Annotated in this window: 23 protein-coding genes; 6 read left to right on the forward strand and 17 right to left on the reverse strand. The window is 78.0% G+C overall.

The features are described 5' to 3' along the window. Positions 1-37 precede the first annotated feature (37 nt). Positions 38-649, forward strand: coding sequence for a TetR family transcriptional regulator (locus tag ACI8AB_RS08930; RefSeq protein ID WP_456949828.1), 612 nt, complete (start codon positions 38-40; stop codon positions 647-649). Position 650: 1 nt separating this feature from the next. Here the strand turns inward: ACI8AB_RS08930 and ACI8AB_RS08935 are convergent, their stop codons facing one another. Continuing rightward, on the reverse strand, positions 651-1,979 hold the full coding sequence (locus tag ACI8AB_RS08935; protein WP_456949829.1) for a cytochrome P450: 1,329 nt from the start codon (positions 1,977-1,979) through the stop codon (positions 651-653). A 204-nt stretch (positions 1,980-2,183) separates the two neighbouring features. Here ACI8AB_RS08935 and ACI8AB_RS08940 point away from each other — a divergent pair, with 204 nt between their 5' ends. Beyond that, on the forward strand, positions 2,184-2,573 hold the full coding sequence (locus ACI8AB_RS08940) for a DUF4326 domain-containing protein (RefSeq protein WP_456949830.1): 390 nt from the start codon (positions 2,184-2,186) through the stop codon (positions 2,571-2,573). A 37-nt stretch (positions 2,574-2,610) separates the two neighbouring features. Continuing rightward, the gene (locus ACI8AB_RS08945; RefSeq protein ID WP_456949831.1) at positions 2,611-3,636 is read left to right on the forward strand and encodes an aldo/keto reductase; all 1,026 of its coding nucleotides are present in this window, start codon (positions 2,611-2,613) and stop codon (positions 3,634-3,636) included. A 25-nt stretch (positions 3,637-3,661) separates the two neighbouring features. Here ACI8AB_RS08945 and ACI8AB_RS08950 read toward each other — a convergent pair whose 3' ends face one another. Then, the gene (locus ACI8AB_RS08950; RefSeq protein ID WP_456949832.1) at positions 3,662-4,837 is read right to left on the reverse strand and encodes a DUF222 domain-containing protein; all 1,176 of its coding nucleotides are present in this window, start codon (positions 4,835-4,837) and stop codon (positions 3,662-3,664) included. An 89-nt stretch (positions 4,838-4,926) separates the two neighbouring features. Then, the gene (locus ACI8AB_RS08955; RefSeq protein ID WP_456949833.1) at positions 4,927-6,099 is read right to left on the reverse strand and encodes an MFS transporter; all 1,173 of its coding nucleotides are present in this window, start codon (positions 6,097-6,099) and stop codon (positions 4,927-4,929) included. A 60-nt stretch (positions 6,100-6,159) separates the two neighbouring features. Here ACI8AB_RS08955 and ACI8AB_RS08960 point away from each other — a divergent pair, with 60 nt between their 5' ends. Beyond that, a complete protein-coding gene (locus ACI8AB_RS08960; protein ID WP_456949834.1) occupies positions 6,160-6,645 on the forward strand; it encodes a cupin domain-containing protein in 486 nt (161 codons plus the stop codon). A 38-nt stretch (positions 6,646-6,683) separates the two neighbouring features. Here ACI8AB_RS08960 and ACI8AB_RS08965 read toward each other — a convergent pair whose 3' ends face one another. The 7 genes from ACI8AB_RS08965 to ACI8AB_RS08995 all read right to left on the reverse strand — a co-directional run bounded on the left by ACI8AB_RS08965 (position 6,684) and on the right by ACI8AB_RS08995 (position 13,261). Then, positions 6,684-7,619 carry an alpha/beta hydrolase gene (locus tag ACI8AB_RS08965; RefSeq protein ID WP_456949835.1) on the reverse strand — a complete coding sequence of 312 codons (936 nt, stop codon included), beginning with the start codon at positions 7,617-7,619 and terminating at the stop codon, positions 6,684-6,686. 78 nt (positions 7,620-7,697) lie between these two features. Continuing rightward, a complete protein-coding gene (locus ACI8AB_RS08970) occupies positions 7,698-8,546 on the reverse strand; it encodes an ABC transporter permease (protein WP_387988927.1) in 849 nt (282 codons plus the stop codon). Then, positions 8,543-9,505, reverse strand: a complete 963-nt coding sequence (locus tag ACI8AB_RS08975; protein ID WP_456949836.1) for an ABC transporter ATP-binding protein — start codon at positions 9,503-9,505, stop codon at positions 8,543-8,545. The genes ACI8AB_RS08970 and ACI8AB_RS08975 overlap by 4 nt, the downstream gene beginning before the upstream one ends. Further along, a complete protein-coding gene (locus ACI8AB_RS08980) occupies positions 9,502-10,596 on the reverse strand; it encodes a hypothetical protein (RefSeq protein ID WP_456949837.1) in 1,095 nt (364 codons plus the stop codon). Before ACI8AB_RS08980 ends, ACI8AB_RS08975 begins: the two co-directional genes overlap by 4 nt. Further along, the gene (locus ACI8AB_RS08985) at positions 10,580-11,089 is read right to left on the reverse strand and encodes a sigma-70 family RNA polymerase sigma factor (RefSeq protein ID WP_387988930.1); all 510 of its coding nucleotides are present in this window, start codon (positions 11,087-11,089) and stop codon (positions 10,580-10,582) included. The genes ACI8AB_RS08980 and ACI8AB_RS08985 overlap by 17 nt, the downstream gene beginning before the upstream one ends. Positions 11,090-11,258: 169 nt before the next feature. Beyond that, entirely contained in the window at positions 11,259-11,849 is a 591-nt protein-coding gene (locus ACI8AB_RS08990; RefSeq protein ID WP_456949838.1) for a TetR/AcrR family transcriptional regulator, read from the reverse strand. Next, positions 11,849-13,261, reverse strand: coding sequence for an amidase (locus tag ACI8AB_RS08995; RefSeq protein ID WP_456949839.1), 1,413 nt, complete (start codon positions 13,259-13,261; stop codon positions 11,849-11,851). The genes ACI8AB_RS08990 and ACI8AB_RS08995 overlap by 1 nt, the downstream gene beginning before the upstream one ends. 136 nt (positions 13,262-13,397) lie before the next feature. On the opposite strand from ACI8AB_RS08995, the gene ACI8AB_RS09000 reads away from it, so the two are divergent. After that, the gene (locus ACI8AB_RS09000; RefSeq protein WP_456949840.1) at positions 13,398-14,600 is read left to right on the forward strand and encodes a cation:proton antiporter; all 1,203 of its coding nucleotides are present in this window, start codon (positions 13,398-13,400) and stop codon (positions 14,598-14,600) included. Positions 14,601-14,610: 10 nt separating this feature from the next. On the opposite strand, the gene ACI8AB_RS09005 is transcribed toward ACI8AB_RS09000, so the two are convergent. From ACI8AB_RS09005 to ACI8AB_RS09035, 7 genes are all read right to left on the reverse strand, one after another. Further along, the gene (locus tag ACI8AB_RS09005) at positions 14,611-16,017 is read right to left on the reverse strand and encodes an ATP-binding protein (protein ID WP_456949841.1); all 1,407 of its coding nucleotides are present in this window, start codon (positions 16,015-16,017) and stop codon (positions 14,611-14,613) included. A 91-nt stretch (positions 16,018-16,108) separates the two neighbouring features. Continuing rightward, positions 16,109-17,437: an alpha-amylase family glycosyl hydrolase gene (locus ACI8AB_RS09010; protein ID WP_456949842.1), complete on the reverse strand. Its 1,329-nt coding sequence runs from the start codon at positions 17,435-17,437 to the stop codon at positions 16,109-16,111. Positions 17,438-17,519: 82 nt separating this feature from the next. After that, entirely contained in the window at positions 17,520-18,116 is a 597-nt protein-coding gene (locus ACI8AB_RS09015) for a hypothetical protein (protein ID WP_456949843.1), read from the reverse strand. After that, on the reverse strand, positions 18,113-18,820 hold the full coding sequence (locus tag ACI8AB_RS09020; protein ID WP_456949844.1) for an HDIG domain-containing metalloprotein: 708 nt from the start codon (positions 18,818-18,820) through the stop codon (positions 18,113-18,115). The genes ACI8AB_RS09015 and ACI8AB_RS09020 overlap by 4 nt, the downstream gene beginning before the upstream one ends. An 80-nt stretch (positions 18,821-18,900) precedes the next feature. Further along, positions 18,901-19,107: a hypothetical protein gene (locus ACI8AB_RS09025; protein WP_456949845.1), complete on the reverse strand. Its 207-nt coding sequence runs from the start codon at positions 19,105-19,107 to the stop codon at positions 18,901-18,903. A 103-nt stretch (positions 19,108-19,210) separates the two neighbouring features. Further along, positions 19,211-19,732: an RDD family protein gene (locus ACI8AB_RS09030; RefSeq protein ID WP_456949846.1), complete on the reverse strand. Its 522-nt coding sequence runs from the start codon at positions 19,730-19,732 to the stop codon at positions 19,211-19,213. After that, positions 19,729-20,832, reverse strand: a complete 1,104-nt coding sequence (locus ACI8AB_RS09035) for a hypothetical protein (RefSeq protein ID WP_456949847.1) — start codon at positions 20,830-20,832, stop codon at positions 19,729-19,731. Before ACI8AB_RS09035 ends, ACI8AB_RS09030 begins: the two co-directional genes overlap by 4 nt. 313 nt (positions 20,833-21,145) lie before the next feature. On the opposite strand from ACI8AB_RS09035, the gene ACI8AB_RS09040 reads away from it, so the two are divergent. After that, positions 21,146-23,827 (forward strand): LuxR C-terminal-related transcriptional regulator, encoded by a 2,682-nt coding sequence (locus ACI8AB_RS09040; RefSeq protein WP_456949848.1) that lies wholly within the window; start codon positions 21,146-21,148, stop codon positions 23,825-23,827. Positions 23,828-23,922: the final 95 nt, after the last annotated feature.

Genomic DNA, 23,922 nt, shown 5'->3' on the forward strand with positions numbered 1-23,922 from the left:
CGCCCGTCTCAGGGCGGTGACCCAGGATGGAGGGGCCGTGACGGAGGTCGCAACCCCCGTGCGGCTGCTGGACGCGGCCGAGGAACTGCTCGCGACCGCCGGTGCCGCGGGCACCTCGGTGCGTGACGTGCTGCGGCGGGCAGGCGTCGCCAACGCCGCCGCTGTGGGCTACTACTTCGGCGGCAAGGACGGGCTGGTCGCCGCCGTCGAGCGCCGGGTGGTGGACGGTGTGGTCGCCGACCGGGAGCGGGTGCTGGCCGACCTCGGCGGGCACGCCGGCGTCGAGGCGCTCGTCGACGGCTGGGTGCGGCCGATCGTCGCGCTGCGCTGCGCGGGCCGCGGCCGGTACGCCGCCCGCGTGTTCACCCGGATCTTCGACCAGCCGCCGGACCGCTGGGAGGCCAACGGCGCCGCGGCGGTGCGTGCGACGGCCGGGCGGTACTGCGCCGCCCTGGCGCCGCTGCTCCCGCACCTCGACGGCCGCGAGCTCACCTGGCGCTGGCAGTGCGTCACCGCGACGACGGACTTCTACGCCATCGGCGCCCTCGACTTCGGCGAGCCGGCACCCGGCCCGGACGACGTCGACGCGCACGTCCGCCGCCTCGTCGTCCCGGGCGCCGCGCTGCTGCGCGCCGACCCCGCCGGCTGAGTCAGAACGTCACCGGCAGCGCGTCGACGCCGTACACGAACGACAGCCGGCGGAACGCCAGCCGCTCGGGCGGCACCGCGAGGGCGATGTCCGGGAACCGCCGGAACAGCGCGGGCAGCACGATCCGCAGCTCCAGCCGCGCCAGCTCGGCGCCGACGCAGCGGTGGATCCCGTGGCCGAAGGCCAGGTGCCCGCCGCGGGTCGGCCGCCCGGGGGCGAGCGCGTCGGGGTGCGCGCCGGCCCAGGCCGGGTCGCGGTTCGCGGCGCTCAGCGAGACCAGGACCGCGTCGCCGGCCCGCAGCCGGTGCCCGGCGACCTCGGTGTCCCGCCGGGCGAAGCGGGGGAAGGCCACCTGCACCACCGACAGCAGCCGCAGCAGCTCGTCCACCACCGTCTCGGCGTCCCGGCGCGGGCCCTCGCGCACCAGCGCCGCGGCGGCCGGGTCGCGCAGCAGGACCAGCGTGCCGAGCGAGATCGTCGACGCCGTCGTCTCGAACCCGCCGGTGACGATCCCGTCCGCCAGGCCGGCCAGGTCGGCGTCGGAGACGGCGTCGCCGTGCTCGCGGACGATCCGCCCGAGCAACCCGTCGCCGGGGTCCCGGCGCTGCCGTGCGACCGCGTCGAACAGCAGCCGGCGCTGCGCGGACACCGCGCCGAACGCGCCGGCGGTGCCGCGGGCGGCGTCGAAGCGCCGAGTGGCCAGGCGGGTGACCAGCTGCTCGTCGGGACGGTCGAGGCCGAGGAGGTCGCAGACCGTCCGCATCGGGACCGGGCCGGAGACGTGCCGGGCGAGGTCGGCCGGCGGCCCGGCCGCTTCGAGCTCGTCGAGCTGCCGGGCCACGGTCTCCTCGATCGCGGGTTCGAGGCGCTGCAGGCGGGCCCGCGTGAACTCCGGGGCGACCAGGCCGCGCAGCCGGGTGTGGTCGGGCGGGTCGGTGAACCCCAGGCCGCCGACGTCGTCGGCGGTGGCCGACCCGGTGCCGCTGAACAGGTGGCGGACGTCGGTGCTGAAGCCGTCGCGGTCGGCGAGCACCGCGCGGGCCTCCGCGGCGCCGGTCACCAGGAGCACGGAGAGGTCGAAGGGCAGGTCCAGCCGCCGCACCGGCCCGCCGTCGCGCAGCTCGGGCACCGGGTCGACGTCGACCCGCCGCAGCGGGACCGTCGCGGCGGCGGGGAGGAACGTCAGGCGGGAGAGGTCCAGCCCGCGGCGGCGGACGCGGCGCAGCGCCAGGCGGCCGAGCCGGTCCCGGACGCGCGCCGCCGGACCGCGGCGGGGAGGGTCGGGAGCGGAGGGCTGCGCGGGGTCGAGGGTGCACTCGGGAGCGGACACGGCGCCTCGTCGTCGGCCACGGGGGTGGAGCCCGGCGGGAGGTGACCTCGGTCCCGCCGGGCACCTCGAGCCTCGCGACGGCGCCGCGCGCGGACCATCGGGTGAGGCCCCCGAAAGCGCTCGTCGGACCGGGGGTGTCCCCGGACGGGGGAGCCCCGGGGGTCGCGGCGCGGTCCTGTCACACCCGCGCGGCAGCATCGGCCCATGACCGGTCCGGTGCGTGTGCAGCTCTCCCGGGCGCGCGGCTGGCGGAAGCCGCCGAACACCGTCGTCGTCGCCCGCCCCTCGCGCTGGGGCAACCCGTTCCGGGTGGGGGAGACCTACCTGTGGCTGCCCGGCGACGACGAGACCGCGTGGCCGCTGCCGACCGCGCGGGAGCCGGGGGAGCAGGAGGACGGCAGCCGCGTCGTCCGCTGCGCCGACCGTGCCACCGCCATCGAGTGGTATCGCCGCTGGGCCGCCTCCGGCGACCTCGCCGCCCAGGCCCGCCGGCAGCTGCGGGGGCGGAACCTCGCCTGCTGGTGCCCGGCCGGCGAGCCCTGCCACGCCGACGTGCTGCTGGAGCTGGCCAACCGGGTGCCGGCCCTGCGCTGACCTCGCGCGGCCCCGCGTCCTGTGGCTTGCTGGACGCATGGACCTGCGCACCCTCGGCCGCAGCGGCTGTGCCGTCTCCTCCCTGGCGCTCGGCACGATGACCTTCGGCGCGGAGACCGACGAGGCGGGAGCGCACGAGCAGCTCGACGTGTTCGTCGAGGCGGGCGGCACGCTCGTCGACACCGCCGACGTCTACTCCGCCGGCGCGTCCGAGGAGATCGTGGGGCGCTGGCTGGCCTCGCGCCCGGCCGACGTCCGCGACCGCGTCGTCCTCGCCACCAAGGGCCGCTTCCCGATGGGCGGGGACGTCAACGCGCTCGGCACCTCCCGCCGGCACCTGCGCCGGGCGCTGCACGACTCGCTGCGCCGGCTCGGCGTCGACTCCGTCGACCTCTACCAGCTGCACGCGTGGGACCCGCTCACGCCGCTGGAGGAGACGCTGCGCTTCCTCGACGACGCCGTGTCCGCGGGCGAGATCGCCTACCCGGGGCTGTCGAACTTCACCGGCTGGCAGGTGCAGCGGGCCGTGGACGTGGCCGAGCGCGCGCACCTCGCCGTGCCGGTGACCCTGCAGCCGTCGTACAGCCTGCTCGTGCGCGACGTCGAGGCCGAGATCGTGCCCGCCTGCCTGGCCAACGGCCTGGGGCTGCTGCCCTGGGGTCCGCTGGGCGGCGGGTGGCTGTCGGGCAAGTACACCCGGGACCAGCGGCCCACCGGGGCGACGCGGCTGGGCGAGGACCCGGCGCGCGGGATGGAGGCCTACGACCGGGTCGCCGCGCGGGAGCGCACGTGGGACGTGCTGTCGGCGGTGCAGGACGTCGCGGAGGCGCGCGGTGCGACGATGCCGCAGGTGGCGCTGGCCTGGCTGCTGGCCCGGCCGGGCGTCAGCTCGGTGATCCTCGGGGCCCGCACCACCGACCAGCTGCGCGGCAACCTGGGAGCCGCCGGACTCGTGCTGAGCGAGGAGGAGACCGCGCGGCTCGACGCCGTCAGCGACCCCGGTTGGTCCGACTACCCCTACGGCGAGGTCGGCGCGGAGCAGCGCAGCCGCTCGCTGGGCTGACACAGGCGCGCAGGCGCGAGGTACGTCAGGCGGCGGGGGCGAGCAGGGGTGCCGGGGTGGTGATCTCGGTGCCGTCCGGCCGGTAGGTGCGCCATCGGCCGTCCGGTTGTCGCTCGACCCGGAACCCGTGGTGGACCTTCGTGTGGTGCCGCTCACACAGCAGCGCCGCGTTGTCGAGGCTGGTGTCGCCGCCGTCGATCCAGTGGACCAGGTGGTGCACGTCGCACCACCACGTCGGCGCCCCGCAGCCGGCGAACACGCACCCCCCGTCGCGCAGCTCGGCCGCCTTGCGGATGTGGCGGCTGGCCAGCCGCTGCTCGCGGCCGAGGTCCAGCGGTGCGCCGTCGGGGCCGAACACCACCCGGGACACCGCCCCGTCGCAGGCCAGCCAGCGGGCTCTCGCGGCGGAGATGGTGGCGCCGAAACCCATCCGCCCGGCGTTGGGACGCCCGTGCGGGTCGACCAGCTCGTCGAGGTCGATGACGACGGCGATCTGCGGCCTGTGGCCGCGCAGCTGCGGCAGCGAGCCGGCGGCCAGGGCGTTGTCGGCGACCTGCACCAGCGCGTCGCCGAGGCGCTGGGCGCGGGTGCGCCCGTCGCCGGCGGGCCGGTCGGCCTGCACGTGCGCCTCCAGCACGGTCTGCAGCCTCTCCCCGCCGACGGCGTCCAGATGCCCGCGGAAGGACAGCGACCCGTCGGCGTGCCGGGACAGCGTCAACGACCGGCCCTCGGTCGGGTCAGGCTCCGGCCCGTCCGGGTCGAGGTCGTCGCAGTAGCGCTGGACCACCGCGACGAGGTCGGCGTGCGACTGCTCGACCGCCACGCCGGTGAGCACCGCGTCGACCACCGCCAGGTCCACGCCCTGCTCGGCGGCCGAGGCCAGCCGCTCCAGGGTCACCGCCTCGGCCGCCTTCGCCATCTGCTCGGCGGTGACCAGTCCGGCGTCGTGGGCCTCGGCCAGCGCCGGGAGGTGCTCCAGCGCCCGCCCGGTGCGCACCAGCCGCGCGGCGGCGGCACCGGAGAGCCGGCAGTGCCCGCGCAGCCACGACGCCATCGACCTCAGCCCGTCCCGCTCCGGCGCCTGGGACAGCTCCGCGGCCCGCACCGCGCGGGCGAGGCGGGCGTCGATCCGGTTGCGCTCGGCGACCAGCGCGGCGACGTCGTCGAGGACGTCCCTGCTCCCCGGCTCACCCGAACACATGTACGAAGCCTACCCAATCAGGCACCCTCCCGCGCGGTGAATCCCCAGGTCAAACGCCTGTCCACGGATCGCATCCGAGGGTTGACATCTCACCCGCGGGCGGTGGACCGCAGCTCCCACCACAGCCAGGCGGCGAGCGCGAGCGGCACCGCCACGAACGCCGCCAGCGCCGGGACGGTGCCGGACACCGAGCCCAGCCAGGCGAGCAGCAGCGGGGTGCCGAACCCGACGTAGGCGAAGGCGTAGAAGGCGCTGTTCATCGCCCCGCGGGTGTGCGGGGGCGCGAGCTGCGCGGTCAGCGTCAGCCCAGCGGTCAGGCACAGCCCCCCGCCGGCGCCCATCAGCGCCGACGCCGGCAGCAGCAGCGGCTCGAACGTGGTCGCCACCGCGACCACGCCGAGCGCGAGGCCGACGGCGCCGAGCGTCATCCCGAGCGGACCGCCGGCGCCCCCGGCCCGCCGACCGAGCCGCGCCGCCACCGCGCTCGCCGCCAGCGCCAGCCCGCCCACCAGTCCGGCGTACGCGACGCCGACGCCGTCGGGCACCACCAGCAGCGGCAGCACGGTCGCCGCCACCGCGGGGAAGGCGAACACGCCCGTGGCGGTGGGCGCGAGCACCGCGCGGAACGGCCGCCGCGCCTCCGGCGGCAGGCCGAGGGTCATCAGCCGGCCCGGCCGGCGCTCCCGCACGGTCTCCGGCACGGTCAGCAGCGCGGCCAGCCCGACCAGCAGGACGGCGACGTGCACGAGGTACGGCAGCGTCGTCGGCGCCGGGCCGTACTCGGCGAGCACCCCGCTCATGGCGGGCGCGATCGCGAAGCCCAGCGACGTCGACACCGCCCCGCGGGTGGCCGCCGACTGCTGCCCGCCGGGACCGGCCAGGTCCTGCAGCCACGCGTTGGCCACCGAGAACACGACGCCGGACACCGCGCCCTGCAGCAGCCGTCCCGCGTACAGCAGCGGCAGGTGCTCGGCCGCGGGCACGAACAGCAGCGAGACCAGTCCCGCCAGCACCGCGAAGGGGAGGACGACGGTGCGCCGGCCGAACCGGTCCGAGGCGGCGCCGGACACGGTCAGCGCGGCGATCAGGCCGATCGCGTAGCAGCCGAAGACGGCGGTGAGGTCGGCGTCGGACAGCCCGAGGGTGCGCCGGTAGACCAGCAGCAGCGGCGTGGGGACGTTGGTGCCCAGGGCGACGGTGAAGAGCCCGAACGTGAGGGCGTCCAGCCGCCGCCCGACCTGCTCCGTCGCAGCGTCCGGCACCCGGCGGACGCTACCGCCCCGCTGCGAGGATGGGCGCCGGCGACGAGAGGAGCCGGAGCCGTGTCCCTGCACCGCCACTACCCGCCCGACCTCTACCGCGGCACCACCGGCGAGGCCACCGCCTGGCTGCGCCGCGCCGACCAGCCCCCGGACACCGTCTCGGCCGCCGGCGTCACCTGCGAGTTCCTCGCCACCGGGGACCAGACGACCGGCCGGTTCGGCCTCTACCGGTGGACCTTCGGCACCGACGCGTCCGGCCCCGGCCCGCACTTCCACCGCTCGATCTCCGAGCAGTTCTACGTCCTGCGCGGCGAGGTGGAGGTCTACGACGGGCGCAGCTGGGTCACCGCGGGCGCGGGCGACTTCCTCTACGTCCCCGAGGGCGGGATCCACGGGTTCCGCGGCGGCGACCACGCGTCGATGCTGCTGATGTTCGCGCCGGGCGGGCCGCGCGAGGAGTACTTCCGGACGCTCGCGCGGGGTGCGCAGATGACGCCGGAGGAGCGGGCGGAGTTCATGCTCCGCCACGACACGTACTGGGTCTGACGGGCCGGCCACCCGCGGCGGGTGGCCGGCCCGCCGCCTCAGCCCCGGAGCAGCTCGCCGAAGCGCGCGCAGCTCTCGTCGATCGCGGCCTGCGCGGCCGGGGACCAGGCGCCCATGTCGAAGAAGCCGTGGACCATCCCGTCGTAGCGGCGCACGTCGGCCTGCACGCCCGCGGCCCCGAGCGCCTCGCCGTAGGCCTCGCCCTCGTCGCGCAGCGGGTCGAACTCGGCGGTGACCACGAGCGCCGGCGGCAGGCCGGCCAGGTCGGCGGCGTGCAGCGGGGACAGCCGCGGGTCGCGGGCGTCCTCCCAGGTCCCGGCGTAGTGGCCGTGGAACCAGTCCATCGTGTCCCGCTCGAGGAAGTAGCCCTTCCCGTTCTCCACCCGGGACGGGTACTCGCCGGCGACGTCGACCGACGGGTAGACCAGGAACTGGGCGGCGACCTTCGTGCCGTCGTCGCGGAGGACCTGGGCGACGACGGCGGCCAGGTTGCCGCCGGCGCTGTCGCCGGCGAGCCCGAGCCGGGAGTCGCCGCCGAGCTCGTCCAGGTGCTGCGCCACCCAGCGCGCCGCGGCGACGGCGTCCTCGGCGGCGGCCGGGAACGGGTGCTCGGGGGCGAGCCGGTAGTCGACGGCGACCACCACGGCCCCGGCGCCGCGGCAGACGTTGCGGGCCATGTTGTCGTGGGTGTCGAGGTCGCCGATCACCCAGCCGCCGCCGTGGAAGAACACGACCGTGGGGAACGGCCCCTCGCCCTCGGGCCGGTACACCCGCGCCCGCAGGTCGCCCTCGGCGCCGGGGACGGTGCGGTCCTCGGTGCTCGCCACCGGCACCAGGTGCTCGGGCGAGCGCGCGCCGTGCGTGAGCGCCAGGTACTGGGCGCGGCCGGCCTCGGGCGTGCCCTCCCACATGGGCGGCGCGCCGGACTGCGCGAGCAGGGACAGCAGGGCGGAGATGTGCGGGTCGACCGGCACGGGGCAACTCCAGACGGCGTCGTCGGGCGGGGGCGGGGTCGTGTGACCCCGGCCACGGACGGTACCGAGCCGGGACGGCTACAGGTCGCGGCGGGAGAACGCCATCCCCGCGAGCCCCAGGACGACGGCGACCCACAGCGCCGCCCACGCCAGGTAGGTGGCGGTGAGCGGGGCCTCGCCGAAGAACGGCGACCCGCCGAGCTCGGTGAACTGCCCGACCAGCGTCGGGTCCTGGAAGGCGTTCATCGCCCCGCGCCACAGCCCGTCGGTGGGCAGCAGCATCCGCGACACCGCGCCCACCCGCGCGACGCCCTCGTTGCCCAGCGCGTCGCCGATCCCGCCGACGACGCCCGCGATCCAGGTGGCGCCGAACAGGCCGACCGCCACCACGCCCGAGGCCATCGGCGAGATGACCGTGGACAGCAGCAGGGCCAGGGTCAGCAGCACCGCGGTCTGCGCGGCGAGCAGCGCGAGCCCCACCAGCGGCCGGGGCGGCCAGTACCCGACCGTTCCCTGGACGACGACGAACTGCGCGAGCCCCGCCAGCGCGACGAACGCGCTGCCGAACGCCACCAGCCCCAGCCACTTGCCGACCAGCACCGCCGAGCGGCGGACCGGCCGCGCCAGCACCGCCAGCGCCGCCCCGGACTCCACCTCCCCGGAGACGGTCGGGCCGGCGAGGAACGCCGTCCCGAGCGCGGCGATGAGGCTGTAGCCGAACATCACCAGGTTGAGCACGGTCGACGCCGCGATCCGCGCCTCGCCGCTGGTCAGCCCGCCGAACTCAGCGTCCAGCCGGGCGAAGCCCCACGCGGACAGCCCGAGCAGCGCCAGCGTGAGCACCGCGAGGGAGCGCAGCACCTTCCGCCGCGCGGCCTCGCGCAGGGTCAGGCCGGCGATCGTCAGCACGACGCGGGCGGTGCTCACGACTGCGCCGCCGGACCCGAGCGGAGGACGTCGAGCAGCCGCTCCTCCAGGCTGATCCGCCCTGGCTCCACCGCGTGCACCCGGACGCCGAGCGCGACCAGGTCGGCGACCAGCGCCGGCACCGCGGCGTCGGCGTCCTCGGGCAGCGTGACGGTGAACCGGTCGCCGCTGCGGGTCAGCCGGCCGGTGGCGGCCAGCCGCGCCTCGGCGCGGGCGTCGACGCCGTCGAGCCGCAGCCGCACCTCCCGCTGCCCGAGCAGCTCGGCCAGCGTCCCGGCCGCCGCGACCCGCCCCCGGTCGAGGATGACCACGCGGTCGCAGACCCGCTCCACCTCGCCGATCAGGTGCGAGTTGAGCAGCACCGCGACGCCGCGCTCGCGCAGCGACAGCACGACGTCGCGGACGTCCACGCGGCCGAGCGGGTCCAGCGCGCTGGTCGGCTCGTCGAGCACCACCAGCTCCGGGCGCGCCACCAGCGCCACGGCCAGCCCCAGCCGCTGCTGCATGCCCTTGGAGAAGCCGCCCACCCGGTCGCCGGCGCGGTCGGCCAGGCCGACCAGTGCCAGGACGTCGCGCTGCTCGGCCGCCGGCACCGCCGCGCCGGACAGCCGCACGTGCAGGGCCAGCACCTCCGCCGCGCTGAGCCACGGCTGGTAGCGGAACAGCTCGGGCAGGTAGCCGACGCGGGCCCGGGCCCGCGGGTCGCGTGCCGGCCGCCCGAGCAGCAGCACCTCCCCGGCGTCGGGCCGGACGAGGCCGAGCAGCATCTTGATGACGCTGGTCTTGCCCGCGCCGTTGGGCCCGAGCAGCCCGAGCACCTCGCCGCGGCCGACGGCGAAGGACACCCCGTCGACCGCGGTCCGCCGTCCGTACCGCTTGCGCAGCCCCTGGCACCAGACCGCCGGCGACGGCGGCAGCTCGGCCAGCAGCCGTTCCGCGGCGGCGGTCGGGGAGGTCACTCCGACAGACCCCGGGCGACGGCGAGCACCTCGTCGGCGCCCAGCGACCCGGCCACCGCGGTGACGACGCCGTCGGTCACCCACACCACGCCGGCGACCGAGCCGTCCCGCGAGGTGAGCACCGTGGCCTCCTCGCCGTCGACCTCGGCGGTCGAGCTGGTCGCCAGCCCGGCCGGCACCGGCAGCGGCAGCGTCGTGCCGTCGCCGGAGAAGGACCGCAGCTGGGCGGCGAGGTCCTCGGGCATGCCGGGCAGCGACAGCAGGTAGTCGCGGGCGGTCCCGAACGGGATGCCCGAGGACTCGGCGGTGGGGGCGACGACCCGGGCGACGACCAGGCCGGGCGCGCCGCTGCCGCTGGTCCAGACCGCGGCGACGCCGGGACCGGCGGTCAGCCGGAACCGGCCGCCGTCGAGACCGGCCGGCGGGGGCGGCAGCGTCTCCCCGGACGCCGCGGCCGCCTGCGCCGCCCGCTCGGCGGAGAAGGTGAACTCCACGGCCGCCCGGTCGCCGACCTGGTAGGACGGCTCGCCGCCCACCCCACCGGGGAGCTCGCCGACCCGCGGGACGGCGAGCCCGGTGACGTCCTCCGCGGCGGCGGCGTCGGCCACCGGGCGGACGTCGGGCTCCTCCAGCACCTGCGCGGTGCCGTAGGCGGACAGGTCGGGCAGCGCCACCAGGTCGGCCTGGGTGACCGTGACCGGCGCGATCTCCTCGGTGCGGAAGACCTGCAGCCAGTCCGCGGCGGCGGCCGCGCCGCCGCCGGCCAGCAGCGCGACTACGCCGACGGCGGCCACGAGCGGGCTGCGCAGCCGGGCGCGCCGGCGGCGGGCCGGGGCGGGAGCGGCCGCGCGGCGGCGCTCGTCCAGGGCGACCGCGGACGACAGGCGGTGCCAGGCGGCCCCGGTGTCGGGGGCGGTGTCGGCGGCGGTGTCCGGGGACAGGGCCGCGGAGACGGCGGTGGCGTCGCGCTGGGCGGCGGCCAGGCCGGTCAGGCACGTGGCGCAGCCGGCGACGTGCTCGCGGTCGGCGTCGGGGACACCGGCCGGCTCGTCCACGAGCCGGCGCAGCGTGCCCTCAGTCGGATGACGCATGGCGGGTCAACTCCTCGCGCAGGGCGGACTCGGCGCGTCGCACGGTCGTGCCGACGCTGCCGGGGGACAGGTCGAGGGCGGCCGCGACCTCGGCGTAGCTGAGGCCGCTGTGCCGCAGGACGAGCGCGACGGCCTGGCGGCGGGGGAGCCGGGCCAGGGCCGCCCGCACGCGGCGGCGCTCGTCGAGGGTGACGACGTCGTCGGCGACGTCGGGCACCGCGGGGTCGGGGCCGCCGGCCGCCTCCTCTCGGGTGGCGCGGCGGCGGCCGGAGCGGAGGTGGTTGAGGGCGGTGTGGGCCGCGGCGACCGAGAGCCAGCCCGGCGCCTCGCCGGCCGGCACCGTGGTGCGGGCGAAGGAGAGGAAGACCTCCTGGGCGACGTCCTCGGCGCCGTCCCGGGAGCCGAGCACCCGGGCGGCGACGCCGACCACGCGCGGGTAGGAGGCGCGGAAGACCTGCTCGAGGTCGGCGCGGACCGCTCCCCGTCCCGACACGGCCCCGCCGTCCTCCCGATCCGCCCGGCCCACCCGCCGGCTCCGGCCGGCCCGGGACAGGACGGCCGGCACGGCGGCCGCCGGTGCGGGGACACCGTGCCTCATCGCGCTCACGTCCAGGGAGCACCGCCGCGCCCGCGGATGTGACACGGCGGCTCCGGGCCCGGGCTCAGGTGTCCTGGCGGAGGTGGGCGACGAGCCCGTCGAGACCGGGGAGCTGGTAGCTCCAGAAGCCGGCGACGAGGGCGCGGCCGTGGTCCCGGTCGCGCGCCGTCCGCAGGATGCGGGCCAGCGCGCGGCGGGTGTTGTCGAAGACGAGGTCGAGGACCTCCCGCTGCTCGGGGGTCGGCCGCCGGCCGAGGGAGCGCTCGGCGTGGCCGACCAGGCGCCGGACGAAGGCGGCGGGGTAGCCGGCGAACGGCGTCCCCTCCGCGCGGTCGAGCAGCACGGCGACGGCGAGGGGGTGGTCGAGCCAGAAGCCGAGGAGCTCGTCGGCCGGGGCGCGGTGGGCGGATCCCTCGGCCAGGGCCGCGACCCGGGTGTCGAGCAGCCGGTCGTGGCGGGCCGGCAGGTCCGGCGGCACCACCGCGTCGAACAGTGCCTGCTTGGAGCCGAAGTACCGGTACACGTTCCCCGGGACGGTGCCGGCCAGGTCCCCGATCGCGGCGACCGAGGTGCCGGGGTAGCCGTGCTCGGCGAAGCAGCGCAGGGCGGCGTCCTCGATCCGCGCGCGCACCTCCGGCTTGAGGACCTGGGCCATCACCGCGCTCCCGGAGCGGCCGGCTCCGGTGGCCGGACGTCGGCCCACGGGGCGGCGCCCTCGAGCTCGAGGGCGAGCGCCAGCAGCATCCGGTCGGCACCGGGCCGGGCGGCGAAGTGGATGCCGACCGGCAGCCCGTCGTGCCGGCCGAGGGGGACCGACATCCCCGGGCACCCCGCGACGTTGTGGATCGGCGTGTACCCGACGGCCTCCTCGGTGCGGCGGATCAGCGTCTCCCGGCCCGCGGAGGGGGACAGGTGCCCGACCGGCCAGGAGGTGCGGGCGAGCGTCGGGCTGAGGACGACGTCGCAGTGCTCGAACAGGCCGAGGTAGGCGCGGGTGGCGTCCGCGAACGCGCGCCCGGCCCGCGCCGGCCCGTCCGGGCCGCGCGACGAGGCCCAGTCGATCAGCTCGAGGGTGAACGGCTCCAGCTCGTCCGGGCCCGGTGGCCGCCCGAGCAGCGGGACGGCCGCGCGGGCGACCTGGGCCATGGTCAGGGCGGCGGCCGTGAAGGAGCCCCGGCTCAGCTCGGGGCCGTCGACCTCCAGCGCCGGAGCGACGTCCACGACGTGCCCGAGCGACGCGCACAGCGCGGCTGCCCGGTCGAGTTCGTGACGGACGGCCCGGTCGGGCTGCTCCCCGAGCAACGTGGGCGCCAGCACCGCGATCCGCAGCCGCGCGGCCGGCGGCCCGGTCACCCGGCCGACCGGTGGGTGCACCGCCCCGGGGCCGCGGTGCTCGGTGGCCGCGAGGAAGGCCGCGCTGTCGCGGACGGACCGGGTGACGACGTGCTCGACGAGCAGGGCGCCCAGTCCGGGCGCCTCCGGGCCGGTCGGCTCGCACCGCCGGTGCGACGGCTTGAACCCGAAGACGCCGGTCAGCGCGGCCGGGACGCGGAGCGAGCCGCCGGCGTCGCTGCCGTGCGCCACGGGGAGGACGCCGGCGGCGACCAGCGCGGCGGAGCCGCCCGAGGACCCGCCCGCGGACAGGCCCGCCCGCCAGGGGTCGGCCGTCACGCCGTGCAGCGCCGTCTCGGTGCTGCCCAGCAGTCCGAACTCGGAGCTGGTCGTCGAGGCGACCACCTGCACTCCGGCCTCCCGGACGGCCGTGGTGTAGGGCGAGTGGCCGGGTGCGGGAGTGGTGGCCGTGAGGCGGGAGCCCATGGTCCAGGGCAGCCCGGGCCATGCGAGCAGCTCCTTGACCGCGAACGGCACGCCGGCGAGGGGACCCCGTGCGGTCCCCTCGCCGGGCACGGCGGCGGCCGGGGCGGCGACCGCGTTGAGGTCGCTCCGCTCGGCCATCAGACGGCGGGCCGCCTCGGCCAGCTCGGCGGCGGTGACCTCGCCGTCGCGCACGAGGCGGGCCGCGTCGAGGGCGTCCCAGCAGCGGTACTCGGTCAGCGACAGCGTCACGGGGCCAATCGTGAATGCATCGTTCGCGTTTGACAACGGGCCGGCGCCCGGCGCCGTCGGCAGGGGCGCCGGGACGCTTCCCCGCGGGCGGGAGCGCGCGGGAGGATCGGCCGGCGCCCGGGCGAGGGGAGTACGGGTGGACGACGTCGTGGTGATCGACACCCTGGCCGCGGTCACGGCCGTCTCCGTGCTCGCCGCCGTCCTCGTCGGGCTGTTCCCGCGGCTGCCGGTGCCCCAGGTGGTGCTGCTGCTCGCCGGCGGGATGCTGCTGGGCCCCTCCGCACTGGACGTCGGCACGGCGCAGGACGTGCGGGTGCTCGCCGACGTCGGGCTGGGCTTCGTCTTCCTGCTCGCCGGCTACGAGCTCGACCCGCGGCTGTTCCGGGAGGACGCCGGCCGCCGGGCACTGCTCGGCTGGACGGTGTCCCTGCTGCTGGCGCTCGGCGTCGTGGGCCTGCTGCACGCCGGGGGCGTCGTGGAGGCGTTCCTCCCGGTGGCGCTGGGGTTGACCACCACCGCCCTGGGGACGCTGCTGCCGGTGCTGCGGGAGAAGGGGCTGCTCGCCGGCCGGCTCGGGCGGTACCTGCTGGCCGCGGGCGGCGTCGGGGAGCTGCTGCCCGTCCTCGCGATCGCGGTGTTCCTGGGCAGCCAGGGCCGGGTCGCCGCGCTGGTGTCGCTGGGCGCGGTCGCCGCCCTCGCCCTCGCCCTCGCCCTGCTGCGCCGCGGCGTCCGGGACGGCAGCCGGCTGGCCCGGGCCGTCGTCGCGGGCCAGGACGCGACCGCGCAGATCACCCTGCGCGCCACCGTGCTGCTGCTGATCACGCTCATCGCGGTCACCGAGCAGTTCCACCTGGACGCGGTGCTCGGGGCCTTCCTCGCGGGGATGGTGCTGCGGCGGTGGGTCGGCGGGGCCGCGCCCCAGCTGGAGGCCAAGCTGGACGCGGTCGGCTACGGCTTCTTCGTGCCGGTGTTCTTCGTGGCGTCGGGCATGGCGCTGGACCTCGGCTCGATCGCCGACGCGCCGCTGCGGCTGGTGCTGTTCTTCGCGCTGATGCTCGCCGTCCGGGGCGGCCCGGCGCTGCTGGTCTACCGCCGGGTGCTGCCGCTGCGGCAGCGCGCGCAGACCGCCCTGGTCAGCGCCACCGCGCTGCCGGTGCTGGTCGCGCTCACCGAGATCGGCCTGCGCAGCGGCCACATGCTGCCGGAGAACGCCGCCGCGCTGGTCGGCGCCGGCGTGGTCACCGTGCTGCTGTTCCCGGCCCTGGCCGTCGCCCTGGACCGGCGGCCGGCCGCCCCGGCGCCCGTCCCGGCCGCCGGGGGCCCGGCAGGCCCTGCCTGAGACACCCGGGTCAGTGACGTCCGGGACGCCGGACCGGCAGGCGCACCCGGAGCACCGTCTCGCCGGGCCGCAGGTCGACGTCGATGTCCCCGCCGTGCCGGTCGACGATCCGCCGGGAGATGTCCAGCCCCAGGCCGGTGCCCTCGCCGACGCCGCGCGTCGTGAAGAACGGGTCGAAGGCGTGCGCCCGGACCTCCGGGGTCATCCCGGCGCCGGTGTCGCCGACCTCCACGACCACCGCGTCCCGGTCCACCCGCGTGGACACCCGCAGCGTCCCGCGGTCGCCCATCGCGTGCAGGGCGTTGTCGACCAGGTGGGTCCACACCTGGTTGAGCTCGGCGGCGCGCGCCTCGATGCGCGGCACGCCGGGTGCGTGGTCCCGGACGACGGTCACGCCCGGCGGCACCCGCGGGGCGAGCATCGCCAGGGTGCTCTCCAGGCCCTCGGCGAGGTCGGTCTCCCGCACGGCGGCCCGGTCGAGCTGGGAGTAGGACCGCACCGCCGCCACCAGGTCGGAGATGCGCCGGGTGGACTCCTTGACCTCCGCCAGCAGCCCGCTCGCCTCCAGGGTGCTCGCCACCCACTCCAGTGCGGGCTCGAGCCGGTCGGCCCCGACGACGCCGGCCACCCGCTCGCCCCAGGCGACGTCGGCGCCCGCCCCGCTGAGCGCGGGGGCCAGCGTCCACCCGTGCGCCACCCCCTGCCGGGACAGCCAGTCGGCGAGGGCGTCCTCCCGGTCGGCGACCTCCAGCGGGTCCCCGCCGGGCCGGGTCCCCAGCTCCTGGCGGAGGGTGTCCAGCCGGGTGAACTCGCCGGCGGTGACCGGGGCGGCGGCCAGCCGGCGCAGCGACGACAGCATCGCCGCGTGGGCCTCGGTCAGCGCGTCGACCGCCCGGGTCGCGGCCGCGGCCGGGTTGTTCAGCTCGTGCGCGAGACCGGCGGCCAGCGTCCCGAGCGCGGCCAGGGCCTCCCGCTGGCGGGCCATCGTCTCGTAGTTGCGCGCCGACCGGGACACGCCCTCGGTCAGGTACAGCCCCAGCGGGAAGCGGCTGGCCCACAGCTCCCGCAGCGCCGCGGCCGGCACCCGCAGCACCCGCCCGTCCGACGCCGCCCGGCCGGTGGCGAGGTAGGCGCCGTGCTCGTCCCACGCGCGGAAGCCGCCGGCCCAGCGGCCGGGCACGTCCATGACCCCGAGCCGGGTCTCCTCCGACCCCAGGTGGCGGACCAGGTCGATGCTGCCCTCCAGGAGCACCCACCAGGACTCCGCGGGGGCGTTCTCCACGAACAGCACGTCGCCGTCGGTGAAGGACACCTCGGTGCCGACGGCGGCCAGGGTTCGCAGCTGGCCGTCGTCGGTGCCCGCGAACAGCCCGATCCCGCGCAGGGCGGGGACGGCGGGGTCGGTGGTCTCGGTCATCCGGGCGGCCTCCTGCCTCCCGGTCTCCCCGGGCGTCCCCGGAGCATGCCGGGCCCGCCGGGGCCCCGACAGGCCCCCGGACGCGGCGACCTCAGCCGGTGAGGACCGCCCAGCCGTGCGCGGGCAGCTCCACCCCGCCCCGCCCGTCCCGACCGCGGCCGACGGTCGCCGCGCCGGCGAGGACGGCCCCCGCCCCGGGCGCGGGCACGCGCACCGCGGCGTCGGCGAGGTTGAGCGCGACCAGCAGCCGCTGCCCGTCGCCGGCCACGGCGTACACCAGCTGCTCGTTGGCCACGTGCACCTGCTCGGGCGCCGCGGTGTGCAGCCAGCGGTGCCGGCGGCGCAGGCCGACCAGCTCCCGGTGCAGCGCGAACGTCGGCGCGCCGAGCGGCGAGAGCCCGGACGGGTCGGCGGGGAACGGCGGCCGGACGGCGTCGTCGCCCCCGGCGCGGTGCTCCTTCACCCCGCGGAAGGCGTGCTCGTCGCCGGCCCACACCGCCGGCGTCCCGCCCACGGTGAACAGCACCGCGAGCGCGTGGGGGAGGTGCCGGACGTCGGGCAGCTGGCTGGCGATGCGGGTGACGTCGTGGTTGCCGACGAACGTCCACGGCACGAAGGAGCGCAGGAAGCCGGCGTGCCGCTGCAGCGACCAGGCCAGCTGGAACAGGTTGCGCTCGGCGATCCCGTGCCAGACCGCCTGCCACAGCTCGTACTGGGTGACCGCGTCCAGCCCGCCCTCGGCCACGAGCCGCGGGTAGTCGCCGTGGATGACCTCCCCGACGACGTAGGCCTGCGGGTGGCGGGCGCGCACGGCGGGCAGGACCCGGGCCCAGAACGACGGCGGCACGGTGTAGGCGGCGTCCAGCCGCCAGCCGTCGGCGCCGCGGTCGAGCCAGTGCGTCATCACGCGGGTGACCAGGTCGGCGACGGCGGGGGAGGAGTGGTCGAGCTCGACGAGCAGGTCGTGGCCCTCGAAGACGTCGGCGCCCGGTGCGGTGCCCGGCGTCCAGTCCGGCGGCCAGTGCAGCCGGAACCAGTCCGCCGTCGGGGCGTCGCGCCCCTGCTCGGCGACGGCGCGGAACGCGGGGTGGTCGCGGCCCACGTGGTTGAACACGCCGTCGAGCAGCACCCGGACGCCGCGCTCGTGCGCCGCGGCCAGCAGCGCGTCGAGGTCGGCGTCGTCACCCAGGCGCGGGTCGACGCGGAAGTGGTCGACGGTGTCGTAGCCGTGGGTGCCGCTGGCGAACACCGGCCCGAGCGCCAGGCCGTTGCAGCCCAGTGCCAGCAGGTGGTCCAGCCAGCGCTGCAGGTGGGGCAGCCGGTGCCGCAGCTCCCCGGGCGGGAGGGCGGCCGGCTCCGCGCCGGTGAAGGACAGGGGGTGCACCTGCCACCAGATCGCGTCGGTCACCCAGTCCGGCACGTCGCTCCTCCCGTGGTCGGCGGCCCCGGGCGGGGCCCCCGCCACCCTCCCCGAGCGGGCGCGCCCCCGCAGGCCGGGCGGCTCAGCCGCGGGCCCCGCGCCCCCCGGTGGCGCGGACGAGCAGGTCGGCGGCCGGCGTCCGGCCGAGCTCGGCGAGCAGGTCCGCGGCCTCCTCGTCGAGGCGGACGGCCAGGCGGGCGCGGCCGGTCCACGTGCCGCGCTGCCGCAGGAGGGCCCGGCCGAGGGACCACGCCCGGAACTCGGCGACCAGGCCGCGCGCGTCCCCCGGCGGCGTGACCGCGACCCGCCCGCGGGCCCGCCGCAGGGCCTCGTCCCGGTCCAGCACGGCCGCGACGTCACCGGGCAGGTCGGGCCGGGCCGCGACCGCCGCCCGCACGTGCACCAGCGGCGTCGCCGCCACCTCGCCGAGCCCGGCGGCGGGACCGGCGAGCGCGGCGGCCAGCAGGCCCGCGGCGGGGGAGACGTCGTCCAGGACGGACCGGACCAGCCGCACGACCTGGCCGGCCGCCCAGGGGGAGGCGTCCTCGGTGTGCTCGGTGACCGCGAGCACCAGCGCGGTGGCGGCGACGTCGTCCCCGCGCCAGAGCCCGTGCCGGCCGGCCCACTCCCAGGGGTCCTCGGCGGGGTACCAGCGGGGGGCGGGGCGGTGCGGCGTCACCCCGTCCCATCGGCCACCCGGGGAGGGGAGCTGGAGCCTCCGGCGGCGCCCGTCCCCCGGTCGTGGGAGGGGACCGCACGCGGACCTCCCAGGTGCCGCAGGCGCCGTTCGGTGCGCGCGACGGCGGCCCGGACGACCGGCGCGCGCCGGGGGTGGGCGCGGGCGGTGGCGCTGCCGGGGCCGTGCCGGCCCAGCACGTCGGCGAAGCGGGTCTCGACGTCGACGGTGCGGCCGTCGGCGGCCGTGGTCTGGTCGGCGAAGGTCAGCGCGTCGGCCAGGGGACCGGAGGCGTACCGGGCGGTGTCGAAGTCCCGCACCAGCTCCCCGAGCCCGCGCTGGTCGGCGACGAACCGGGCGCCGGAGTGGTGGGCCACCAGCCCGACCACCACCGGGTGCCAGCCGCGGTCGCGCAGGTACAGGGCCCCGTCGAGCGGGTGGAAGCCCGTGCGCCGGACCTCCGGGGCGTAGCCGACGTCGTGCAGCCACGCGGCGGCCAGCAGTAGCGGCCGGTCGGCGGGCGCCACCGCGGCGGCCGCCTCCTCCGCGCGTCGCGCCACCGCCTGCTCGTGCCGCCAGCGCGCCCCCGAGTCGCCCAGCAGCCGGGCGGCCAGCCGGTGCGCGGCCTCGACCAGCAGCCAGGACGGGGGGTGCGCCGGAACCGTCCCGGCGCGGACCGTCCCGGACGTCTCCTCACGCGGTGGCACGGGTCCTCCCCGGTCGGGTGTCGCGCGGGCCGGCCCTCCTCCGGCGTCCGCCGGCGCGTCGTCCGCGGGGGACGACCGGGTCACCGCCGCTGCGCGGCGTGCCGGTACTCCAGGAGGGCGTTGAGGTTCGCCTCGGCCTGCGTCCGCAGCTCGAGGGCCAGCTCGAGGGCCTCCGCGTCGCCGGGCCGCCCGCAGGCGCGCCGTGCGGTCCGGAGCTCGGCGAGCGCCCGCACGATGAGGGAGTCGAGGACGGTGAAGCGGTCCGGGGTCGGCGCCAGGGTGGGCATGGCGGACCTCCCGCCGGTCGTCGCGGCCCGGTGCTGCCGGGTCCGGGCCGCGCGGGGCACGGCGTCCCGGACACCCCGAGCCTCCCCCGTGACCCGGCGGCGGTCATCGTCCGCCAGGGACGACCGGGGCCGGCGGCCGGTCGTAGACGACCGAGGTCCGCAGCAGCAGGTCCTGCACCGACCGGTTCCCCCGGCTGACCAGCACCCACAGCAGGCCGACGGGGAACACCACGCACAGCACCGCCCGCACCGCGGACCGTCCCCAGCCCAGCCGGTCCCCGCGGTCGTCGCCCACGCGCAGCCCGAGCAGCCGGTCGCCGTACGTCCGCCCGGCGTCGGCCCAGGTGACGGCGAGGTAGACCGCCAGCACGCCGAGCGTCCAGGACAGCAGCGTCGACGACGAGGGCGCCGGGAAGGAGAAGCCGGCCGGGTTCACGAGGAACCGGGCGGCCGCGACCGCCGTGCAGCCCCCGACCACCAGCAGCGCGACCACGAGCAGGTCCACCACGTTGGCCAGCGCACGGGTGACCAGGCCCGCGCGACCTCCCCGCGGCGCCGCGTGCTCCGCCGGCGCCGGTGCCGGGAGGCCGGCCCGCGTGCCGCGCCGCTCCCCGGCCCGGGTCACGACGACGCCTCCGGACCGGCGGGGCCGCGGACGCCGTCGCCCGCCGTGGTCCGCCGCGCGTGCCGGCGCAGCAGCCGGTCGACCACCCGTTCCACCGCCCGGTCGGCGTCGGCGCCCTGGTCGCGCACGGAGCGCACCACCTCCAAGGTCACCGAGCCGGTCGAGGCGCGCAGCAGGCCGGGCAGGTCGATCACCTCGACCACGTACCGCGCCAGGCCGGCGAGGTCCATGCGCAGGGCCGCGGCGTCGAGGTCGACGCGGGCCACGGCGCGGTCGAGGTCCACCCGCTCGACGACGGCGTCGAGGTCGACGCGGGCCACGGCGCGGTCGAGGTCCACCCGCTCGACCACGCCGTCGAGGTCGACGCGGGCCACGGCGCGGTCGAGGTCCACCCGCTCGACGACGGCGTCGAGGTCGACGCGGGCCACGGCGCGGTCGAGGTCCACCCGGTCGACCACGCCGTCGAGGTCCACGCGGGCCACGGCGCGGTCGAGGTCCACCCGGTCGACCACGCCGTCGAGGTCCACGCGGGCCAGCACCCGGCCGACGTCCACCCGGTCGGCCACCGCGTCGACGTCCACCCGGCCGACCGCGGCGTCGAGGTCGACGCGGGCCACGGCGCGGTCCAGGTCCACCCGCGCCACGACGGCATCGAGGTCGATCCGGTCCAGCACCCGGCCGACGTCCACCCGGTCGGCAACCGCGTCGACGTCGACCAGGGCCACCAGCCGGTCGAGGTCCACGAACTCGCGGACCAGCGCCGGGACGTCGAGGCGGGCGAGCAGTCCCCGGGCCACCGCCGGGACCACGCGGTCGGCCGCCCCGGCCAGCGCGCGCGCCGTCGCCACCACGGGGTGGGCGAGCGCCTCCGGTGCGCGCCCGGGCCGCGGCAGGCGTGCGACGACGGTGCGGCGGCGGATGGCGGCGCGCTCCGCGAGGAGGCGTGCCAGCGCCGCCGTCACCTCGAGCACCGCCACCGCTGCCTGCACCGCGTCCCGGACCGCGCCGTCGGCGTCGAACCGGTCCGGCGACGGGGCGGCCGACGGTGCACCGGCCGGCCGCAGCTCCTCGACCGGTGGGCCACCGGGGTTCACGGCCACCGGGGGACGCCGCCCGCTGTCAGGACCATGCGCCCTCCCTGCCTCGGAGCCGCCAGCGTCCGGCAGGGGTGCTGCCCGTCCCTCATCCGGAACGGATGAACCCCGGCCCTGCGGGGAGCGGGAGGCTCCGGTGACCTCCCGCCCCTCCACGGCGTGTTCCGGGGGAGGGGAGGCCGGTGACCTTCGGCTCTGAGGTCCCGCAGGGGGGACGGCCAGGCTGGGGAAGGGGACCGGTCGCACGCCGGCCCGGTAGGCGCCCAGAGGGAGGCTCGGGAACGGGGGACGGCCTGCACCGCACGCGGGAGGACGCGTCATGGCGAGTCTGTCGCCGATCCACGCGACCGGGTCGGGGACGGCGGTGCCTGCCGCTGCGCGACCCGGCCCGGCCCTGCTGGCCTCCAAGCTCACCCCGCCCGAACCCGGGGACGCGACGGTCCTCCGGCCGCGGCTGACCACCGCGCTGTCCCGGGCGGTGCAGCGGTCGCCCCTGACGCTGGTCAGCGGGCCGGCGGGTTCCGGCAAGACGGTGCTGGCGGCCTCGTGGGCGCGCAGCCGGCCGGACGGCCCCGTCACCTGGCTCACCGTCGACGACTACGACGACACGGCGGCGTTCTGGAGCTACGTCGTCGGTGCGCTGGAGTCGGTGGGGCTCGCGCGCGCCGGCCTGCCGCCCCTCGAGCCCGGGGGGCCGGAGCCGCCGGCGTTCGTCCCGTCCCTCGCCGGTCGGGTAGCCGCGCTGCCCCGGCCGGTGACGCTGGTGGTCGACGACGCCGACCACGTGCGGGACCGGTCGATCGCCACGGGGCTCGACCTGCTGGTCCGGCACTCCGGCGGCAGGCTGCGGCTGGTGCTGTGCGCCCGCGCGGACCCGCCGGTACCGCTGCACCAGTACCGGCTGGCCGGGACCGTCTCGGAGATCCGCGCGGCGGAGCTGGCCTTCACCCCGGACGAGGCCCGGGAGCTGTTCGCCGCGATGGGGGTGCCGGTGTCGCCGGAGGTCGCCCGCACGCTCCACGCGGAGGCGCAGGGGTGGGCGGTCGGCCTGCGGCTGGCGGGCGCCGCCCTCGCGCAGGGAGCCTCCCCCGAGCACCTGGTGACCTCGCTCGCGCAGGACGACGGCAGCGTCGCGCAGTACCTGTTCGCGGAGGTGCTGCAGCGGCAGCCGGCCCCGGTGCGGAGGTTCCTGCTCCGGGTCAGCGTGACCGCGGAGCTGTGGCCCGACCTCGTGGACCGGCTGTGCGGGCGGCCGATCGGCCGGCGGGTCCTCGCGGGGCTCGCGCGGGCCAACGCCTTCGTCGAGGCCTCGCCCGGCGCGCCCGGCGGATACCGCGTGCACCCGCTGTTCCGGGAGATGCTGCAGGCCCAGCTGGCCTACGACCACCCCGGTGACGTCGCCGCCCTGCACCGGACCTGCGCCGACTGGTACGCCGCGGCCGGCCGGGTCCCCGAGGCGGTCGGTCACGCCGCCGCCGCGGAGGACTGGCCGGCGGTCGCGCGGCTGCTGGTCGACGACCTGCTCGTCCCGCGCCTGCTCGCGCACGGCACCGACCCGGCGCTGGCCGGGGTCCGCGCGCTGCCCGAGCGGTTCCGCGGTCCCGACGCCGCCGTGCTCCGGACCGCCGTCGCCCTGGCCGACGGGGCCGCGCCCGCGGCGGCCGACCTCGCCGACGTCGCGGCGGCCCGCGGGGAGGGCTCCCGGCCGGCGCTGCGCGTCTCGGCCTCGCTCACCTCCCTGGCGACCGCCGCCGCCTCCGGCGTCCCCGCCGGCGCCCGGCTCACCGAGGCCGACGCCGCCGCTCCGCTGCTGGCCGCGCTGCCGGACGACGACCGGCGGGAGGGTGCCGCGGTGCTGGGCGCCCTGCGCGCCGCCGCGGCCCTCGGCACCGACGAGCCGACCGGGCAGCTGGTCGCCGGGCTGCGCACGGCGGCGGTCGCCGCCCAGGCGGCGGGCTCGCGGCACCTGCGCAGCGGCACCGTCGCCTCCCTGGGCCTGCTCGAGGCCCTCGAGGGCCGGCTGAACCACGCCGTCGAGCTGGCCGGCGAGGCCGAGAGGCTCGCGGCCGGGGAGGGCCGGGACGACGCCGCGCGCGAGCCGGCGTCGGCGACCGCGCTCGCGTGGACGCACCTGCGCCGCTACGACCTCCCCGCGGCCCGGGAGTGGCTGGGCCGGGCGCACGCCCGCACGCGGTCCCTGGGTGACGGCACGGCCGGCGCCGCCCACGCGGAGCCGCTCCTCGCGGTGCTGCAGAGCCAGCTGCTGCGGCTGCGGCACGAGTACGACGCGGCGGAGCGGTGCCTGGGGCCGCACCTGCGGGGACCCCGCCTGCCCCGGTGGGTGGCCGAGCCGGTGATCGGCGAGGTGGTCCGGCTCGCGGTCGCCCGCGGGCACGTGACCGAGGGACTGTCGATCCTCCGGGAGACCCGGGTCGACGAGCCGTGGAGCCGGCGGCTGCGCGCGACGGTCGACCTCCTGTCCGGCGACCCGACGGCGGTGACGCCGACCGAGCCGACGGGGACCAGGGCGCCGGCCGCCGTCGTCGAGGCCCGGGTCATCCGCGCCTGCCAGCTGCTGGAGGCAGGCCACGCGCTCGCCGCGGTGGACGAGCTCGCCGAGGCCCTCGAGACGGCCCGGCCCGAGCTGCTGCGCTGGCCCTTCGTCGACACACTGCCCCAGGCCCGGCGGCTGCTGCGCACGCAGCCTCGACTGCAGGGACCCGCCGCCTGGCTGAACCCGTCGGCGACAGCCGCGCCGCGCCCCGGCGCGACCCGCCCGCCGGCTCCCCGGGAGGTGCCCGACGTCGTCCAGGAGCTCAGCGACCGGGAGACGGAGGTGCTGCGGTACCTGGCGGGGATGCTGTCCACGGCGGAGATCGCGGCGACCATGTTCATCTCGGTGAACACCGTCCGGACGCACATCCGCAGCATCCTGCGCAAGCTCGCCGTGAGCCGGCGCAACCAGGCGGTCCGGCGGGGCCGCGAGCTCGGCCTCGTCTGACCTCCCGGCGGCGCGTCGCCGCGGCGGGAGGCGGCCGGGGTCATGCAGGGCGGACGATGCCGCCCGGTCCGCCGGGGCCCACGCTGCTGCCGCAC

Source organism: Geodermatophilus sp. SYSU D00698 (assembly GCF_054050335.1).

Excerpts from the sequence above, each read along its gene's own strand:
- ACI8AB_RS08940 (WP_456949830.1), top strand. The coding sequence starts at position 2,184 with ATGACCGGTCCGGTGCGTGTGCAGCTCTCCCGGGCGCGCGGCTGGCGG.
- ACI8AB_RS08945 (WP_456949831.1), top strand. The coding sequence starts at position 2,611 with ATGGACCTGCGCACCCTCGGCCGCAGCGGCTGTGCCGTCTCCTCCCTG.
- ACI8AB_RS08950 (WP_456949832.1), bottom strand. The coding sequence starts at position 4,837 with ATGTGTTCGGGTGAGCCGGGGAGCAGGGACGTCCTCGACGACGTCGCC.
- ACI8AB_RS08980 (WP_456949837.1), bottom strand. The coding sequence starts at position 10,596 with ATGCGTCATCCGACTGAGGGCACGCTGCGCCGGCTCGTGGACGAGCCG.
- ACI8AB_RS08990 (WP_456949838.1), bottom strand. The coding sequence starts at position 11,849 with ATGGCCCAGGTCCTCAAGCCGGAGGTGCGCGCGCGGATCGAGGACGCC.
- ACI8AB_RS09005 (WP_456949841.1), bottom strand. The coding sequence starts at position 16,017 with ATGACCGAGACCACCGACCCCGCCGTCCCCGCCCTGCGCGGGATCGGG.
- ACI8AB_RS09025 (WP_456949845.1), bottom strand. The coding sequence starts at position 19,107 with ATGCCCACCCTGGCGCCGACCCCGGACCGCTTCACCGTCCTCGACTCC.
- ACI8AB_RS09040 (WP_456949848.1), top strand. The coding sequence starts at position 21,146 with ATGGCGAGTCTGTCGCCGATCCACGCGACCGGGTCGGGGACGGCGGTG.